Genomic DNA, 15,953 nt, shown 5'->3' with positions numbered 1-15,953 from the left:
GGCCGGATAAGGCGTTAGCCGCATCCGGCATTATCCATTAAACAAACGGTGCCAGCGGGTCGGCAATCTCAAATGCTACTGCTCGGTCTGCTTTCGGTGGGTAAATCAGCTCGCTGACAATCGACACCTTCAGCTTCTTCGCTTCTGCGCGCGTCAGTTTCACCTGCTGATCCCATCCTTCGCTATACACCGCACCCCAGGCACCAAGATCCAGGCAGGTGACGTAGTTTTCCTGACGATATGGCAGTGGTGTTACGTTTAACAGGTCTGCCGCAGCGTTATTACCGGCAAATTTACCCAACAAAATCGCGTGCTGACAGGTCATTAACGCATGGTTGCCTTTGTCGTCGGTGGCGGCATAGGCCACATCGCCAGTGGCGTAGATATCATCGTGACCCACAACCTGCAGATTGGTATTCACATGCAGACGGCCCTGGCGATCGCGCGGGGCATTAATCTGTGCTGTCAGGCTATTGGCCTGTACGCCGACGGTCCAGATAACCGTTTGAGAGGCAATCACCTGCCCATTTTTCAGCGTGACGCCGGAGGCATCCACGCTTTCTACTTCCGCATTGACCAGCCACTCGACGCCCAGTTCAGCAGAGGCTTCGATAATCACGTCACGTAATTCCTGGCTCCAGCGTCCGCCTGGCTGAGCACCGCATTCAACTACGACAACTCTGGTCTTAGCATCAGCGCCCAATATTTCGCGCAAACGACCCGGTAATTCCAGCGCCATCTCTATCCCGGTGAAACCACCACCACAGACCACGACCGTATTGCGAGCCTCACTTTCCGGCTGTAATGCCAGATCGTGAATGTGCTGCTCCAGTACGGCGGCGCTCTCAAGTTGGTCGAGGTCAAACGCGTGCTCGGCGGCACCGGCCACGGCGTCGCGGTTTACGTGACTTCCGCTGGCGATCACCAGGCGGTCATAGCGACGCAGATGAGTGTCACCGTTGGCATCTTTCCAGCTCACCTCTTTAGAGTCCGGGAGGATTTGCTCGACGTGACCTTGCAGGAAGTTGACGCCGGTAACGTCAAACAACGGTTGCAGTGGTGCGACCAGCGTATGAACGGCGCTTTCATAAAAGCGTGGGCGGACACGCAGCTCCGGCTGTGGCGCAATTACTGTAATATCAATTGCCTGCTGATGTTTATCCGCCAGTCGTGCGGCGCTTAATGCTGCCCACATACCGGCAAAGCCGGCGCCCACGATCAGAATTTGTTTACGCATTGGGGTTTTCTCACTGGTGACTACGAATTATTTACTCGGATTTTATTTGTCGTAGTTAAGAATTGCAATGCGATCGAGATCCTTTTTGCCACAAAGGGTGGTGTTTTTTGATTATCTGTTTGATAAATATGTATTTAAAGTTCTTTTGTGAAAAGGGATTACTTTGCTGTCTGGAATGAATGAGATGAAAAAGCTACAATAAACTCAGATTCATTTTGGCTGAGATAAGAGAATGGCATTCTACAGTTCGGGAGTTGAGTACGGCATTCATAGCCTGATGTGTATGGTCGACAGTAAGGGCGACGCGCGGGATATGAGCGTGCGGGAAATAGCCGAACTGCAAAGCGTACCGTATGACTATCTGGCAAAAATTTTCACCCGTCTGTCCAAAGCGGGTCTGGTGCGCAGCATTGAAGGCAAAGGTGGCGGTTTCCAGTTAGCTAAACCCGCTGAACACATCACGGTGCTGGATGTGGTGAATGCTATTGATGGCGATAAGCGCATCTTTGAATGTCGTGAAATTCGCCAGCGGCTGGCGGTATTTGAGGAGCATCCACCCGAGTGGGCCTGTGAAGGCATTTGTGGTGTGCGTTCGGTAATGGATATGGCTCAGCAGCGAATGGAAGAAGCGCTCGGCCAGCATACGATTCTGGACTTGGCGCGCAAAATGTACCGTAAAGCACCGGACACTTTTGTGGTGGAAGTGCAGGAGTGGATAGACGCGCGTAAAGGGTAGTGAGTGAAAATGCCCGATAGCGCAAGGCGACCGGGCATGTTGAATGTAGGCCGGACAGGGGCAATAGCCGCCATCCGGCACTGAAGGTTATTGCTCGGTGCTCGGCGTATTAATCATGCGGTTCAGCCATGGCACCATAATCGCCATCACGACCGTTACGGCCAGGGTGACAAGGCCAATCTTACTGAAGACGTTGGTATAGATAGGCAGCGTTTGCAGCGGGTCGGTGATGTTCTCTGGTACGGCGGTGAACGTAGCGACATAACCCCCCATCAGGAAGGCTGCGGCCTGCGTCAGGAACCACATCCCAAGAATGAAGCCCATCAGGTGTTGTGGCACGAGAGCGGCGACCATAGCCAGTCCCAGGGCGCTAATCAGCAGTTCACCCAGGCTCTGGAACAGATACACCAGCACGATAAACCACGGCGACGTCAGCCCTTGTGCATCGGCAAACCACATCCCGGCAGCGGCGGCCGTCAGGAAGCCCAATGAGCACAGGAACATACCGAGCGTAAATTTCATCGGCATGGTCAGGTCTTTGCCTTTGTTGCCCAGACGGGTATAGATTGCGGCCAGTACCGGACTCGCCAGTACCACCCAGAACGGGTTCAGCGCCTGGAAGCTCACCGGGTTGATGGCGAAACCAAGAATTTCATGGTGTACGTTATTGATCGCAAAGAAGTTCAGCGATGTCGGCATCTGCGCGTACAGCACGTAGAACACCACCGCTTCCAGCATCAGGATAAAGGCCACGAACATCTTGTTGCGCCCGGTTTTATCCAGTTTGAATGCCTGACGGAAGAAGATGATGGTCACGACAATCGACAGGACGATCAGCACCAGGTTGGCAATCTGCACGTTGTGCATCAGCCAGGCGCAGATAAATACCATCACTACCGTACCGGCCAGCACGTACAGCAGGTTACGGAAGTTCAGTGGCTTATGGTCTGGCTCAGAGCCGATATTTTTCACCATTCCGCGGCAGGCAAAGTAGACCAGCAGCGCGACGATTAGTCCGGCTCCGCACAGGTTGTAAGTCACAGCGTAGCCAAACTTATCGGCAATCACCGGCGCCAGCGACAGTGACAGCAGCGAACCGATGTTAATCGACATATAAAACAGGGTGAAAGCACCGTCCAGACGGGCGTCTTTCGGGGGATAACATTTTGACAGCAGGCTTGCCGGGTTGGCTTTAAATAGCCCGTTACCAACGGCAATGGTACCCAAAGCAATAAAGATTAGATCCGGCTTAAGCAGCGACATCCCGGTCATGAAGTAGCCGATTGCCAGCACAATGGCACCGAGCACCAGCGTGCGCTTGGTGCCTAACAGGTGGTCGCCGACGTAGCCGCCGATCGAGATCAGGCCGTAAACCAGTGCGGCAAAGGCACCAAAGGTGACAAATGCCTGTTCTTGTGAAAATCCGAGCTGCTTAACAAAAAATACCGCCAGGATGCCCTGTACGCCGTAATAGCCAAATCGTTCCCATAATTCCACAAAGAAGATCATGAAGAACGGACGAGGTTGCTGCAGCAAGCCCGTAGGTGCAGTTTTATTCATATTCCATCGCCTTTCAAAGCCATCCCGAAAAGTATGAACGCGTATGCTTAAACGCGCCGAAAAAGTCTTATTTTGTTATAGACTGCGGTTATTGGCCGCAAGGGTAGAGTATTATAGAGATAGTTTTCGATCCAATTAGTTGATCACACTAATTATGATTTGTTTGTTGGATTGATGTACTAATTGTGACCGAATGATAAAAACAAAAACGCCCGCGAAGGCGGGCGTTTACAGGCTTAACGACTTGCAGTGGGCCGGGTTAACTTCCGGCGGCAAGCATTTTATGCTTCTTCGTCGTCACGCAGCGGAACAATCAACATGTCGACGTGGACGGTGTTGATCAGTTGGCGCGCGGAGGACATCAGTTTGCTCCAGAAATCCTGGTGGTGACCACAGACGACCAGATCCATGTCGTATTTTTTGATGGCATCAACCAGAACCTGACCCAGGTCGCCGCTACCGCTCAGGGTTTCGGTGATAGGGTAGCCTGCATTGGTGGACAGCTCGGTTAACGCGTGGTGGGTTTCTTCAGAAATGCGTTTCTGCATGTCGCCCAGATTCACGTCGATGAGCCCGGTGTACAGGTCGGAATAGTTTACGTCAACGTGGATAAGGGAGACTTTAGCATTGTAAGGTCGCGCCATAGAAACCGCTTTTTCAACCAGAACTTTGCTTTCCGGAGAAAGATCAACCGCGATAAGAATGTGTTTATAAGCCATAGTGTTACTCCTTCCATAAGTTGTCGATGACTAGCCTGCTGGCGTTATATGCCGCCGCGTCATCCGCGTCCTGCGAACCTTGTGCGCGGGGCTAGCCCAGTCGTAAAAAACGTACCATATAAGGACTATCCTTACATTATAGCGACCAGGATAATCCGTCAATCCGCCTTGCTTGCCAAATAGTTAAACAAATTTTTTAGTTAATTGCATTGATAGCGATTAACCTTATGGCAAAAAAATTAACTAATCTCCTACACTATCTAAAGAGGCGTTCGGATGCGTGATACTAACACGAACGGTTTCGGCTGCACTCTTCATTGAATGGTTTGGCAGGGTATCGGGGAGCGGTAGTCCCGGAAAGGAGTTCCGTGGGCGGGTCGCCGGGGAGGAGGTATGATAAGCACCATTGCATTATTCTGGGCTTTATGTGTCGTTTGCATTGTTAATATGGCGCGCTATTTTTCTTCGCTACGCGCACTGTTAGTGGTACTTCGTGGTTGCGATCCATTACTTTACCAGTATGTAGATGGAGGGGGCTTTTTTACCTCGCATGGGCAACCGAACAAGCAGATGCGTCTGGTGTGGTATATCTACGCTCAGCGTTACCGCGATCATCATGATGATGAATTTATTCGCCGTTGTGAGCGGGTTCGCGGTCAGTTCATTCTCACCAGCGCGCTATGTGGCCTGGTGCTAATCAGCATGGTTGCGCTGATTATCTGGCACTGATGCCAACAACAGATACAAAAAAAGCGGGTCAGCTTCCTGACCCGCTTTTTTACCGTGCATTCGCTTAGATAAGCTTCAGGGAGAGCCAGTACAGCACCCCGGAAAGAATAATCGCAGCTGGCAGGGTGAAGACCCAGGCCATCAGAATGCTGGTTACCGTTTTACGCTGCAATCCGCCGCCATCAACAACCATCGTCCCCGCAACGGAAGAAGAGAGAACGTGGGTGGTGGAAACGGGCATACCGGTGTAGCTGGCGAGACCGATAGAGACTGCGGCGGTCATCTGAGCCGACATCCCCTGGGCATAAGTCATGCCTTTCTTACCGATTTTCTCGCCGATGGTGGTGGCAACGCGACGCCAGCCAATCATCGTACCAATACCCAGCGCCAGTGCGACGGCCATAATGATCCAGATAGGCGCGTACTCAATGGTGCTCAGCATGTCAGCTTTCAGTTTTTTCAGCAGACGCTGATCGTCAGCGCTTACGCCAGGCAGCTTAACCACTTTATCGGTGGTATCAGAGATGCACAGCATAATACGGCGCAGCTGACCACGCTGTTCGACGCTTAACTTGTCGTAGGTTTCCAGGTTCGCCAGCATACCTTTCGCACGTTCCAGCGCGTTGATGGTATTCGCCGGGTGGCAATGGAACTCTGTCGTCGTCGCAGGTGCCGCGTCCGTCGGGGACGGAATCAGCTGGTCTACGCCTGTGGCCTGTTTAAGCAGGTCAGGACGCTGCTGGAAGAAGACTTCGACGTTATTGATTGCATCACGGGTACGGGTAATCTCGTAACCGGAAGCATTCATATTCACCACGAATCCTGCAGGCGCTACGCCAATCAGCACCAGCATCACCAGACCAATGCCTTTCTGCCCGTCGTTAGCGCCATGAGAGAACGCTACGCCGATAGCGGAGAGGATCAGTGCAATACGGGTCCAGAACGGCGGCTTTTTCTTGCCATCTTTCTTTTCACGTTCTGCTGGCGTCAGGTGGATACGGGCACGTTTTTTTGTACCGCTCCAGTAGCGACGCAGAATGAAAATAAGACCGCCAGCAACCACCAGACCAACAATTGGCGAGATGATAAGCGAAGCAAAAATACCGATAACTTTCGGAATGTTAAGTGCGTCCACCACCGAGGTGCCGGTCATCAGTGCATTGGTTAAACCAATACCGATAATGGCGCCAATCAGCGTGTGGGAGCTGGATGCAGGTAAACCAAAGTACCAGGTACCCAGGTTCCAGATAATTGCCGCCAGCAGCATGGAGAACACCATGGCAAGGCCATGTGACGATCCCATATTAAGCAGCAGATCCGTTGGTAGCATATGCACGATGGCATACGCCACGCTGAGACCACCCAGCAAAACACCAAAGAAGTTGAACAACGCAGCCATGACCACCGCCAATTGCGAACGCATTGCACGGGTATAGATCACGGTTGCGACAGCATTGGCTGTGTCATGGAAGCCGTTAATTGCTTCGTAGAACAGCACAAAAGCCAGAGCAAGCAATAGTAAAAGCCCGGTATGTAAATCCAGGCCAGCAAACAAATGTAGCATAGGACGTTACGCCATTTTGAGGACATGAACGCGGCGCATTATCAGTGACTTTGGCGGCGCGGGCAAAGTGAAATATAGAGTTTTTTTGATTTGTCTCCTGCTTTGTTTTACACCACTAAAGAATTATCCTATATATTTCAGTTAAATACCCTTTATCGGTAGTTTGGTGCTGGTGCGACCACTGAGGAATCTTTACAATTCACACCCGCTTTTTAGAGAGGATCGCAACGTGGAAAGGTTTGATACCGTTATTATAGGCGCTGGCGCAGCGGGTATGTTTTGTGCCGCGCAGGCAGGACAAGCAGGTAGTCGAGTACTGCTGATTGATAATGGTAAAAAGCCAGGGCGCAAGATTCTCATGTCTGGCGGGGGACGCTGCAACTTTACCAATCTTTATGTCGAACCGGCCGCCTATTTGAGCCAAAACCCCCATTTTTGCAAATCGGCACTTGCGCGTTACACGCAGTGGGATTTTATCGACCTGGTGGGCAAACACGGTATTGCCTGGCATGAAAAAACGCTGGGTCAGCTGTTCTGCGATGATTCCGCTCAGCAAATTGTCGATATGCTGGTAGACGAGTGTGAAAAAGGTAACGTAACTATGCGGTTACGGAGCGAAGTCCTGAGCGTGGTGCAGGATGATGAAGGTTTCACCCTCGAACTGAATGGCATGACGGTCGGCACGAAAAAACTGGTTATCGCTTCAGGTGGGCTTTCCATGCCGGGTCTGGGGGCAACGCCGTTTGGTTATAAAATTGCCGAACAGTTTGGTCTGAAGGTGTTGCCAACGCGCGCGGGACTGGTGCCCTTTACGTTGCATAAGCCACTGCTGGAGCAGCTTCAGGTGCTCTCTGGCGTGTCGGTCTCCTCCGTTATCACCGCCGAAGACGGCACCGTATTTCGTGAAAATCTGCTCTTTACACACCGAGGACTTTCGGGCCCAGCTGTTTTGCAGATTTCCAGTTTTTGGCAGCCAGGCGAATTTGTCAGCATTAATTTGTTGCCGGATGTTGACCTTGCGAGCTTCCTCGACGAACAACGTAGCGCACATCCTAACCAGAGCTTAAAGAACACCTTAGCAATGCAGTTGCCAAAGCGTCTGGTGGAATGCTTGCAGCAGTTAGGGCAAATTCCTGACGTGTCTCTGAAGCAGCTTAACGTGCGCGATCAACAGACGCTGGTTGAAACGCTGACCGAGTGGCGGGTGCAACCGAACGGTACGGAAGGGTATCGTACCGCTGAAGTCACGTTGGGTGGTGTCGATACTAACGAGCTGTCATCGCGCACGATGGAAGCCCGCAAAGTGCCAGGGCTCTACTTTATCGGCGAAGTGATGGACGTCACCGGCTGGTTGGGTGGCTATAACTTCCAGTGGGCATGGTCGAGTGCCTGGGCATGTGCGCAGGATTTGGTATCTGAATAAGCGAAGACGATACGTTGAGCGTGGACCCGCTGCGTTTTACATAAAGCTCACTTGTGAAATTTGCCCGGTAAATGGATTGCCGGGCACGATTTTTTTCCTGCAACATACCTGCTACAACCGAATAGACATATTGAATCCAGGTGTTAGTATTCAATAGACAGCAGTAATGAGTATGCGTGTTTCATTTCCGGCCAGGAACGCTGATGATGACAACATTACTACCCGATATCACAGCATTTTCATCATTCACTTCCTTCGCGGCGCAGGTTGCTTGCATGCCTGTCTGCTCTCTGGCCATTGTTTCTCATTCCTTCTTATCCCGGATGGAATCTCCCGCTGAATAGCTGTTCAGTGGGCTTTGTGACACGCATCGTTTGATAACAGGGATTACGGCGGGTCGAATATGGATAAGTTTAAACGTCATATGATGTGGTGGGTGGCGGGCATCCTGGTCGTGGTGGCCGCGATAGCATGGTGGATGCTTCGTCCTGCGGGAATACCGGAGGGGTTTGCAGCCAGCAACGGCAGAATTGAAGCCACTGAAGTGGATATTGCCACCAAGATTGCCGGGCGAATTGACACGATCCTCGTGTCGGAAGGGCAGTTTGTTCGTCAGGGCGAAGTGCTGGCGAAAATGGATACCCGCGTGCTGCAGGAGCAGCGGCTGGAAGCGGTAGCCCAAATCAAAGAGGCCGAAAGTGCGGTGGCGGCGGCGCGGGCGCTGTTAGAGCAGCGGCAAAGTGAAATGCGCGCCGCGCAGTCGGTGGTAAAACAGCGTGAGGCGGAACTGCAGTCGGTCTCTAAACGCCACGTCCGCTCCCGTTCGCTATCTCAGCGTGGGGCTGTGTCTGAGCAACAGCTGGATGACGACAGGGCTGCGGCAGAAAGCGCACGCGCTGCACTGGAATCCGCAAAGGCGCAGGTCTCTGCGGCAAAAGCCGCCATTGAAGCCGCTCGTACCAGTATCATTCAGGCGCAAACCCGCGTAGAAGCCGCGCAGGCTACCGAACGTCGTATTGCGGCTGATATTGATGACAGCGAGTTGAAAGCCCCGCGCGATGGCCGCGTACAGTACCGCGTAGCTGAACCGGGCGAGGTGCTTTCCGCAGGCGGTCGCGTGCTGAATATGGTCGATCTCAGCGATGTCTACATGACGTTCTTCTTGCCAACCGAACAGGCTGGTTTACTGAAGATTGGCGGAGAAGCGCGGCTGGTGCTGGATGCTGCGCCGGATCTGCGTATTCCGGCGACCATCAGCTTTGTGGCTAGCGTCGCGCAGTTCACGCCGAAAACGGTCGAAACCAGCGATGAACGGCTGAAACTGATGTTTCGCGTCAAAGCGCGTATCCCGCCAGAGCTGTTGCAGCAGCATCTGGAGTACGTGAAAACCGGTCTGCCGGGCATGGCGTGGGTGCGTGTTGATGAAAGTCGCGCCTGGCCTGACGACCTGGTGGTGAGGTTGCCGCAATGACGCATCTGGCGCTGGTTCCCGTTCCTCCCGTGGCGCACCTTGACGGCGTGAGTCAGCATTACGGGAAAACGGTAGCGCTGAACAATATCACGCTGGATATCCCTGCCCGCTGTATGGTGGGGTTGATTGGCCCGGATGGCGTCGGAAAATCGAGCCTGCTGTCGCTCATCTCCGGCGCGCGGGTCATTGAACACGGCAACGTGATGGTGTTGGGTGGCGATATGCGCGACCCAAAACATCGCCGGGATGTCTGCCCGCGCATTGCCTGGATGCCGCAGGGGCTGGGGAAAAACCTGTATCACACGCTGTCGGTATATGAGAACGTCGATTTCTTTGCCCGCCTGTTTGGGCATGACAAAGCGGAGCGTGAGGCGCGGATTACCGAGCTGCTGAATAGCACCGGACTGGCACCGTTTCGCGACCGTCCTGCCGGGAAACTCTCGGGCGGGATGAAGCAAAAGCTGGGGCTGTGCTGCGCGTTAATCCACGACCCGGAACTGTTAATTCTCGATGAACCCACCACCGGGGTCGACCCGCTGTCCCGCGCCCAGTTCTGGGATCTGATTAACAGCATTCGCCAGCGGCAGACCAACATGAGCGTGCTGGTTGCGACCGCTTATATGGAAGAAGCCGAGCGCTTTGACTGGCTGGTGGCGATGAACGCCGGGGAGGTGTTAGCCACCGGGAGCGCGCAGCAGCTACGTGAGCAAACCAACAGCAACACGCTGGAGCAGGCGTTTATCGCGCTGTTACCTGAAGCCCAGCGGCAGGCGCATAAACCGGTAGTGATCCCGCCGTATCACGCTGAGCAGGAAGAGATTGCCATCGAGGCGAAAAACCTGACCATGCGCTTCGGTAAATTTGTGGCGGTGGACCACGTTAACTTCCGCATTCCGCGCGGGGAAATCTTCGGTTTTCTCGGCTCCAACGGCTGCGGTAAATCCACCACCATGAAAATGCTCACCGGACTGCTGCCCGCAAGCGAAGGCGAGGCGTGGCTGTTTGGGCAAGCGGTTGACCCGAAAAATATCGATACCCGCCGCCGGGTAGGCTATATGTCGCAGGCATTTTCGCTCTACAGCGAGCTGACCGTCCGGCAAAACCTCGAACTACATGCGCGGCTGTTCCATATCCCCGAAGCAGAAATCCCTGGTCGGGTGCAGGAGATGAGTGAGCGCTTTTCGCTGACCGATGTCGAAGATGCGCTGCCCGGTGCGCTACCGTTGGGGATCCGTCAACGCCTGTCGCTGGCGGTGGCGGTGATCCATCGTCCGGAGATGCTCATTCTTGATGAACCGACCTCCGGGGTCGATCCGGTGGCGAGGGATATGTTCTGGCAACTGATGGTTGATCTGTCGCGTCAGGACAAAGTGACCATTTTTATCTCCACCCACTTTATGAACGAAGCGGAGCGCTGCGACCGCATGTCGCTGATGCACGCCGGAAAAGTACTGGCCAGCGGTACGCCGCAGGAACTGGTGAAACAGCGTGGAGCTGCCAGTCTGGAAGAGGCGTTTATCTCCTGGTTGCAGGAAGCGGCAGGCCCGGCGCCGGAAACTCAGTTGGCGCCAGCCAATGTCCCGACAGTGCATGAAAACAGTAAGCCGCCGCGGCAAGGTTTTAGCCTGCGGCGCTTATTCAGCTACAGCCGCCGTGAAGCGCTGGAACTACGGCGCGATCCGGTACGTTCAACGCTGGCGCTGATGGGCACGGTGATCCTGATGCTTATCATGGGCTACGGCATCAGCATGGATGTGGAAAACCTGCGTTTTTCGGTGCTCGATCGTGACCAGACCGTCAGCAGCCAGGCGTGGACGCTGAATCTGGCGGGTTCGCGCTATTTTATCGAGCAACCGCCGCTCACCAGTTATGACGAGCTGGACAAACGGATGCGCTCAGGCGAAGTTGCGGTAGCAATTGAAATTCCGCCAAATTTTGGCCGCGACATCGCGCGTGGAACGCCGGTGAAGATTGGCGTCTGGGTCGATGGCGCAATGCCAAGCCGAGCTGAAACGGTCAGGGGTTACGTGCAGGCGATGCACCAGACCTGGCTGCAGGATGTGATGGCGCGCCAGCCAAATGCCAGCGGGCAAAACGGGCTGATGACCATTGAAACTCGCTATCGTTACAACCCGGATGTGAAGAGTCTACCGGCGATTGTTCCGGCAGTGATCCCACTGCTGTTGATGATGATCCCTTCCATGCTCAGCGCCCTCAGCGTAGTGCGTGAGAAAGAGCTGGGGTCGATTATCAACCTGTACGTTACGCCCACGACCCGCAGCGAGTTTTTACTCGGCAAACAGTTGCCGTACATCGTGCTGGGTATGCTGAACTTCCTGCTGTTGTGCGCGCTGTCGGTGTTTGTGTTCGGCGTCCCGCATAAGGGGAGCTTTGTGACCCTGACGCTGGCAGCGCTGCTGTACGTCACCATTGCCACCGGGCTGGGGCTGTTAATCTCCACGTTTATGAAAAGCCAGATCGCGGCCATTTTTGGTACGGCGATTATTACGCTGATCCCGGCGACGCAGTTTTCCGGAATGATCGATCCAGTTGCCTCGCTGGAAGGGCCGGGTCGGTGGATTGGTGAAATTTATCCGACCAGCCATTTTCTGACCATCGCGCGTGGAACGTTCTCTAAAGCGTTGGATCTGACCGATCTCTGGCCGCTGTTTATTCCGCTGGCGGTAGCCATTCCGGTGGTGATTGGTCTGAGCGTATTACTGCTGAAAAAACAGGAGGGGTGATGCGCCGATTACGCAATATTTATAACCTCGGCATCAAAGAGTTACGCAGCCTGCTGGGTGACAAAGCGATGCTGACGCTGATCGTCTTCGCCTTCACGGTTTCGGTTTATTCTTCCGCGACCGTCCTGCCGGGTTCGCTGCATCTGGCACCGATTGCTATTGCCGATATGGACCAGTCGCAGTTGTCGAATCGGATTGTGAATAGCTTTTATCGCCCGTGGTTTTTACCGCCGGAGATGATCACTGCCGATGAAATGGATGCCGGGCTGGACGCCGGGCGCTATACCTTCGCCGTAAACATTCCGCCTGACTTTCAGCGTGATGTGCTGGCCGGACGACAACCGGATATACAGGTTAACGTCGATGCCACGCGGATGAGCCAGGCGTTTACCGGCAACAGCTATATCCAGAATATCATCAGCGGCGAGGTGAACAGCTTTGTGGCGCGTTACCGCGATAACAATGAGCCGCCGGTGGCACTGGAAATGCGCATGCGCTTTAACCCTAATCTGGAACCCGCCCGTTTTGGCGCGGTGATGGCGATCATCAATAACATCACCATGCTGGCGATTGTGCTGACCGGTTCGGCGTTGATCCGCGAACGCGAGCACGGGACTATTGAGCATCTGCTGGTGATGCCGGTGACGCCGTTTGAGATTATGATGGCAAAAATCTGGTCGATGGGGCTGGTGGTGCTGGTGGTTTCCGGTCTGTCGCTGATGCTGATGGTGAAAGGCGTGCTCGGGGTGCCGATTGAAGGTTCAATTCCGTTGTTTATGCTGGGCGTGGCGCTGAGCCTGTTCGCCACCACCTCGATCGGCATTTTTATGGGCACGCTGGCGCGTTCCATGCCGCAGTTGGGACTGCTGATGATTCTGGTGCTGCTGCCGTTACAGATGCTCTCAGGTGGCTCCACACCGCGTGAAAGCATGCCGCAGGCGGTGCAGGACATTATGCTGACCATGCCAACGACCCATTTTGTCAGCCTCGCGCAGGCGATACTTTACCGCGGCGCAGGGTTTGACATTGTCTGGCCGCAGTTTCTGACGCTGCTGGCGATTGGTAGCGCGTTCTTCCTGATAGCACTGCTGCGTTTCAGAAAGACGATTGGCACGATGGCGTAATCATTATTGCCGGGGGCGCTTCGCTTGCCTGGCCTACAGACGGTAACAGACGTAGGCCGGATAAGGCGTAGCCGCCATCCGGCATCCCGCAACGAAACAGGCAATTACTCTTCTTTCGGCAGGCACTGTAAATGGCCGTGGCGCACGCCGCGCTGGGAAATCACGTCATCGGCAAAATGCTGCACATCGCCCATGTCGCCTTTTAGCACGGCGATTTCCAGGCAGTCGTCATGGTTGATGTGCACGTGCAGCGTGGCGACCGATAAATCGTGATGGTGGTGTTGGGTAGAAACAATACGGCTGGCCAGATCACGCTTCTCATGCTCATAAACATACGAGAGCACCGCGAAGCCCTGAGTGCCGTGTTCAAGGGTAGTTTCCTGCGCCAGTGCGCCACGCAGAATATCGCGGATCGCTTCGGAACGGTTGTTGTAGCCACGGCGCTGACTCAGGCCGTCAAGCGTTTCCAGTAAATCGTCATCGAGGGTAATGGTGACTCGTTGCATCTGCAGTTAACCTTTCATGTGGCGCGTTGGCGCACAGGGAGTAAGGGGAATAGCGTATTTTGTAACACACGTCCGGCATCCGGGGAAAAGGTTAATGTTCTCGCAATAAACGCAGCAGAGTACTGACCTGTTCATCCAGCGGGGCAAGCGTATCTTTAACGATCAGATGCAAAGGCGTGGCGCGGCGAGCACCATGGCTTAACGGCAGTGGGCGTAAAAGCCCCTGATCAAGCTGCGTCTGAATACGTTCCTCAGGCAGCCAGCCGTAACCGACCTGATACATCACCGCATCAATCGCGGCATCAATGGTCGAGAAGGTCCAGGCATCACGCGCCGGTTGTTGTGGGTTATCGCGATCGGCAATGCGAATCAGCGGCCAGGCGCGTAATGCGTCTTCATTCAGCGGTGCATCCAGCATGCAGAGTGGGTGATCGCGGTGGGCCACGGCCACGAAGTCAATATTCATCAGCCATTCGCCGCGTCCGGTGACATCCTGACGCCGGGTCAGGACCATTACGTCCGCATCGGCATGTGCTGCCAGTCGAGCATCACCATTCTCCAGGACTTCGGTCAGACGCACCTGCGTTTGCGGCCAGGCCTGCTGAAACTGTTTGAGAATGGCGAACAGGCGTTTGCGTGGGAAGATGCTATCTACCATCAAATCCAGCCGCGTTCGCGTACCGTTTTGTAACGTTGCGGCCCGGGTTTCCACCCATAAAAAGGCCTTCAGCAACGGTTTGACCTGATTGAGCAATAGCTCTCCGGCCGGGGTCAGGACAGCCCTGCGGCCTTCCGGGGTCAGCAGCGTTACGCCAAGCCGCTCCTGCAACAGTGCCAGATTGTAGCTCACCGAAGACTGGCTACGGTTGGTCTCTTCCGCCGCTTTAGCAAAGCTGCCCAGCCCCACCACTTTCTCCAATAGGGCCCACTGCTCGAGGGTTGTTTTGTGCATAACTCATCTAATAATTGAATGAATTTGATGCAAACATAGCGTTATTCATCCAATTTTTGAAGCGTTAAGATCCTCACATCAAGTAAGAGGAGAACGAATATGAGCGCGTTTGATAAACATGATTTGAGCGGATTTGTCGGCAAACATCTGGTCTATACCTACGATAATGGCTGGAATTACGAGATCTACGTGAAAAACGACACTACGCTGGATTACCGCATTCACAGCGGTATTGTGGGAAATCGTTGGGTGAAAGATCAGCGGGCCTATATTGTGCGGGTCGGGGAGAGCGTTTATAAAATTTCGTGGACCGAACCGACCGGGACCGACGTCAGCCTGATCGTAAACCTGGGTGATAAACTCTTTCACGGCACCATCTTTTTCCCTCGCTGGGTGATCAATAATCCGGAAAAAACGGTCTGCTTCCAGAATGACCATATTCCGCTGATGATGTCGTACCGCGATGCCGGCCCGGCGTATCCCACCGAGGTGATTGATGAGTTCGCGACCATCACTTTCGTACGTGACTGCGGCGCGAACAACGATGACGTTATTGCCTGTGCGGCGAGCGAGCTGCCGAAAAACTTCCCGGAAAATTTACGCTAAGGCTTCCAGGCGCTGCACGGCGTCTGCGGTCAGGGTAAACGGCGTGGGGGTGCACACCGCCAGGCTCAGGGTATCGAGCTGGCACTGGCTGACGGAGAGTGAGGAAGTTAGCGCGGTACTGTCGACGCTGACGATTTGCCAGGCGCTACCGCCGCGCTGTTTCACGATAGCTTCTTTACGCGTCCAGATGCGCCAGAACGCCGCCAGCTGTTGCTCCGGGCGTTCGGCCTCGACTTCGGCATGTTCACCAAGACTGAATACCGTATTTGCCAGCGTTTGCCAGTTATCGCGCGGGCGCACGACTTCAATATCGCAGCCGACTTCCCCTTCGTCGCTGAGCAGCAGGGCGATATCATCACCGCTGTGGCTGAGATTGAACCACAGCGGCGTGTCAGCAGAAAAGGCCGGTTTTCCTTGCTCGCCATAGACGATGTCCGGTAATGGCGAAAGGGCATGGGAAAGCAGCACGCGACCTGCCAGCCAGCGCGCACGGCGAGCACCTTGCGGCGCTTGCTCACTCAGTGCGGCAGGCAGTGCGCCAGCGCTTAAAACAGAAACTTTCCCAAGAACGATCCGGTACAT

14 protein-coding genes are annotated in these 15,953 nt (G+C 54.3%); 7 read left to right on the top strand and 7 right to left on the bottom strand.

What is annotated here, in order from left to right; genetic code table 11:
* Nucleotides 1-37: 37 nt before the first annotated feature.
* Nucleotides 38-1,237 carry an NAD(P)/FAD-dependent oxidoreductase gene (locus tag OGY18_RS18760; RefSeq protein WP_286553967.1) on the bottom strand — a complete coding sequence of 400 codons (1,200 nt, stop codon included), beginning with the start codon at nucleotides 1,235-1,237 and terminating at the stop codon, nucleotides 38-40.
* A 232-nt stretch (nucleotides 1,238-1,469) separates the two neighbouring features.
* On the opposite strand from OGY18_RS18760, the gene OGY18_RS18755 reads away from it, so the two are divergent.
* Nucleotides 1,470-1,973, top strand: a complete 504-nt coding sequence (locus tag OGY18_RS18755; protein ID WP_003023361.1) for an RrF2 family transcriptional regulator — start codon at nucleotides 1,470-1,472, stop codon at nucleotides 1,971-1,973.
* A gap of 87 nt (nucleotides 1,974-2,060) precedes the next feature.
* Here the strand turns inward: OGY18_RS18755 and dtpB are convergent, their stop codons facing one another.
* Nucleotides 2,061-3,533 (bottom strand): dipeptide/tripeptide permease DtpB, encoded by a 1,473-nt coding sequence (gene dtpB / locus OGY18_RS18750; RefSeq protein ID WP_003827469.1) that lies wholly within the window; start codon nucleotides 3,531-3,533, stop codon nucleotides 2,061-2,063.
* Nucleotides 3,534-3,814: 281 nt separating this feature from the next.
* A complete protein-coding gene (gene uspA, locus OGY18_RS18745; RefSeq protein WP_003023368.1) occupies nucleotides 3,815-4,252 on the bottom strand; it encodes a universal stress protein UspA in 438 nt (145 codons plus the stop codon).
* Between the two features lie 393 nt (nucleotides 4,253-4,645).
* Here uspA and uspB point away from each other — a divergent pair, with 393 nt between their 5' ends.
* Complete coding sequence (gene uspB, locus OGY18_RS18740; RefSeq protein WP_003023371.1) at nucleotides 4,646-4,981, top strand: universal stress protein UspB; 336 nt, start codon at nucleotides 4,646-4,648, stop codon at nucleotides 4,979-4,981.
* Nucleotides 4,982-5,045: 64 nt separating this feature from the next.
* Here the strand turns inward: uspB and pitA are convergent, their stop codons facing one another.
* Nucleotides 5,046-6,545, bottom strand: coding sequence for an inorganic phosphate transporter PitA (gene pitA / locus OGY18_RS18735; RefSeq protein WP_003827471.1), 1,500 nt, complete (start codon nucleotides 6,543-6,545; stop codon nucleotides 5,046-5,048).
* Nucleotides 6,546-6,774: 229 nt separating this feature from the next.
* Between pitA and OGY18_RS18730 the strand changes: the two genes are divergently transcribed.
* The 4 genes from OGY18_RS18730 (at nucleotide 6,775) to OGY18_RS18715 (ending at nucleotide 13,307) form a co-directional block, all read left to right on the top strand.
* Nucleotides 6,775-7,968: a BaiN/RdsA family NAD(P)/FAD-dependent oxidoreductase gene (locus OGY18_RS18730; RefSeq protein WP_008786394.1), complete on the top strand. Its 1,194-nt coding sequence runs from the start codon at nucleotides 6,775-6,777 to the stop codon at nucleotides 7,966-7,968.
* A gap of 403 nt (nucleotides 7,969-8,371) precedes the next feature.
* The gene (locus tag OGY18_RS18725) at nucleotides 8,372-9,439 is read left to right on the top strand and encodes an HlyD family secretion protein (RefSeq protein WP_003827499.1); all 1,068 of its coding nucleotides are present in this window, start codon (nucleotides 8,372-8,374) and stop codon (nucleotides 9,437-9,439) included.
* Nucleotides 9,436-12,183 carry a ribosome-associated ATPase/putative transporter RbbA gene (rbbA, locus tag OGY18_RS18720; RefSeq protein WP_286549303.1) on the top strand — a complete coding sequence of 916 codons (2,748 nt, stop codon included), beginning with the start codon at nucleotides 9,436-9,438 and terminating at the stop codon, nucleotides 12,181-12,183. The genes OGY18_RS18725 and rbbA overlap by 4 nt, the downstream gene beginning before the upstream one ends.
* Nucleotides 12,183-13,307 carry an ABC transporter permease gene (locus tag OGY18_RS18715; protein WP_063941408.1) on the top strand — a complete coding sequence of 375 codons (1,125 nt, stop codon included), beginning with the start codon at nucleotides 12,183-12,185 and terminating at the stop codon, nucleotides 13,305-13,307. The genes rbbA and OGY18_RS18715 overlap by 1 nt, the downstream gene beginning before the upstream one ends.
* A gap of 104 nt (nucleotides 13,308-13,411) precedes the next feature.
* Here OGY18_RS18715 and nikR read toward each other — a convergent pair whose 3' ends face one another.
* Together nikR and OGY18_RS18700 are read right to left on the bottom strand one after the other, a co-directional pair.
* A complete protein-coding gene (nikR, locus tag OGY18_RS18710; protein ID WP_003827507.1) occupies nucleotides 13,412-13,813 on the bottom strand; it encodes a nickel-responsive transcriptional regulator NikR in 402 nt (133 codons plus the stop codon).
* A gap of 91 nt (nucleotides 13,814-13,904) precedes the next feature.
* Nucleotides 13,905-14,765, bottom strand: coding sequence for a LysR family transcriptional regulator (locus OGY18_RS18700; RefSeq protein ID WP_286553966.1), 861 nt, complete (start codon nucleotides 14,763-14,765; stop codon nucleotides 13,905-13,907).
* Between the two features lie 99 nt (nucleotides 14,766-14,864).
* On the opposite strand from OGY18_RS18700, the gene OGY18_RS18695 reads away from it, so the two are divergent.
* Nucleotides 14,865-15,371 carry a phenolic acid decarboxylase gene (locus OGY18_RS18695; protein WP_008786388.1) on the top strand — a complete coding sequence of 169 codons (507 nt, stop codon included), beginning with the start codon at nucleotides 14,865-14,867 and terminating at the stop codon, nucleotides 15,369-15,371.
* On the opposite strand, the gene acpT is transcribed toward OGY18_RS18695, so the two are convergent.
* Nucleotides 15,363-15,953: a 4'-phosphopantetheinyl transferase AcpT gene (acpT, locus tag OGY18_RS18690; protein ID WP_003827514.1), complete on the bottom strand. Its 591-nt coding sequence runs from the start codon at nucleotides 15,951-15,953 to the stop codon at nucleotides 15,363-15,365. The two genes, OGY18_RS18695 and acpT, sit on opposite strands and share 9 nt — an antisense overlap.

Source organism: Citrobacter sp. Cpo142 (assembly GCF_030332425.1).
GTDB lineage: Bacteria > Pseudomonadota > Gammaproteobacteria > Enterobacterales > Enterobacteriaceae > Citrobacter > Citrobacter portucalensis.
Note: the sequence above shows the minus strand (reverse complement) of the source record. Positions and strands in the feature narration are given on the sequence as shown.

Bases quoted from the DNA above. Each gene is read 5' to 3' on its own strand.
- acpT (WP_003827514.1), bottom strand. From the start codon at position 15,953: ATGTACCGGATCGTTCTTGGGAAAGTTTCTGTTTTAAGCGCTGGCGCA.
- OGY18_RS18755 (WP_003023361.1), top strand. From the start codon at position 1,470: ATGGCATTCTACAGTTCGGGAGTTGAGTACGGCATTCATAGCCTGATG.
- uspB (WP_003023371.1), top strand. From the start codon at position 4,646: ATGATAAGCACCATTGCATTATTCTGGGCTTTATGTGTCGTTTGCATT.
- OGY18_RS18725 (WP_003827499.1), top strand. From the start codon at position 8,372: ATGGATAAGTTTAAACGTCATATGATGTGGTGGGTGGCGGGCATCCTG.
- OGY18_RS18700 (WP_286553966.1), bottom strand. From the start codon at position 14,765: ATGCACAAAACAACCCTCGAGCAGTGGGCCCTATTGGAGAAAGTGGTG.
- OGY18_RS18760 (WP_286553967.1), bottom strand. From the start codon at position 1,237: ATGCGTAAACAAATTCTGATCGTGGGCGCCGGCTTTGCCGGTATGTGG.
- dtpB (WP_003827469.1), bottom strand. From the start codon at position 3,533: ATGAATAAAACTGCACCTACGGGCTTGCTGCAGCAACCTCGTCCGTTC.
- uspA (WP_003023368.1), bottom strand. From the start codon at position 4,252: ATGGCTTATAAACACATTCTTATCGCGGTTGATCTTTCTCCGGAAAGC.
- nikR (WP_003827507.1), bottom strand. From the start codon at position 13,813: ATGCAACGAGTCACCATTACCCTCGATGACGATTTACTGGAAACGCTT.
- OGY18_RS18715 (WP_063941408.1), top strand. From the start codon at position 12,183: ATGCGCCGATTACGCAATATTTATAACCTCGGCATCAAAGAGTTACGC.
- OGY18_RS18695 (WP_008786388.1), top strand. From the start codon at position 14,865: ATGAGCGCGTTTGATAAACATGATTTGAGCGGATTTGTCGGCAAACAT.
- pitA (WP_003827471.1), bottom strand. From the start codon at position 6,545: ATGCTACATTTGTTTGCTGGCCTGGATTTACATACCGGGCTTTTACTA.
- rbbA (WP_286549303.1), top strand. From the start codon at position 9,436: ATGACGCATCTGGCGCTGGTTCCCGTTCCTCCCGTGGCGCACCTTGAC.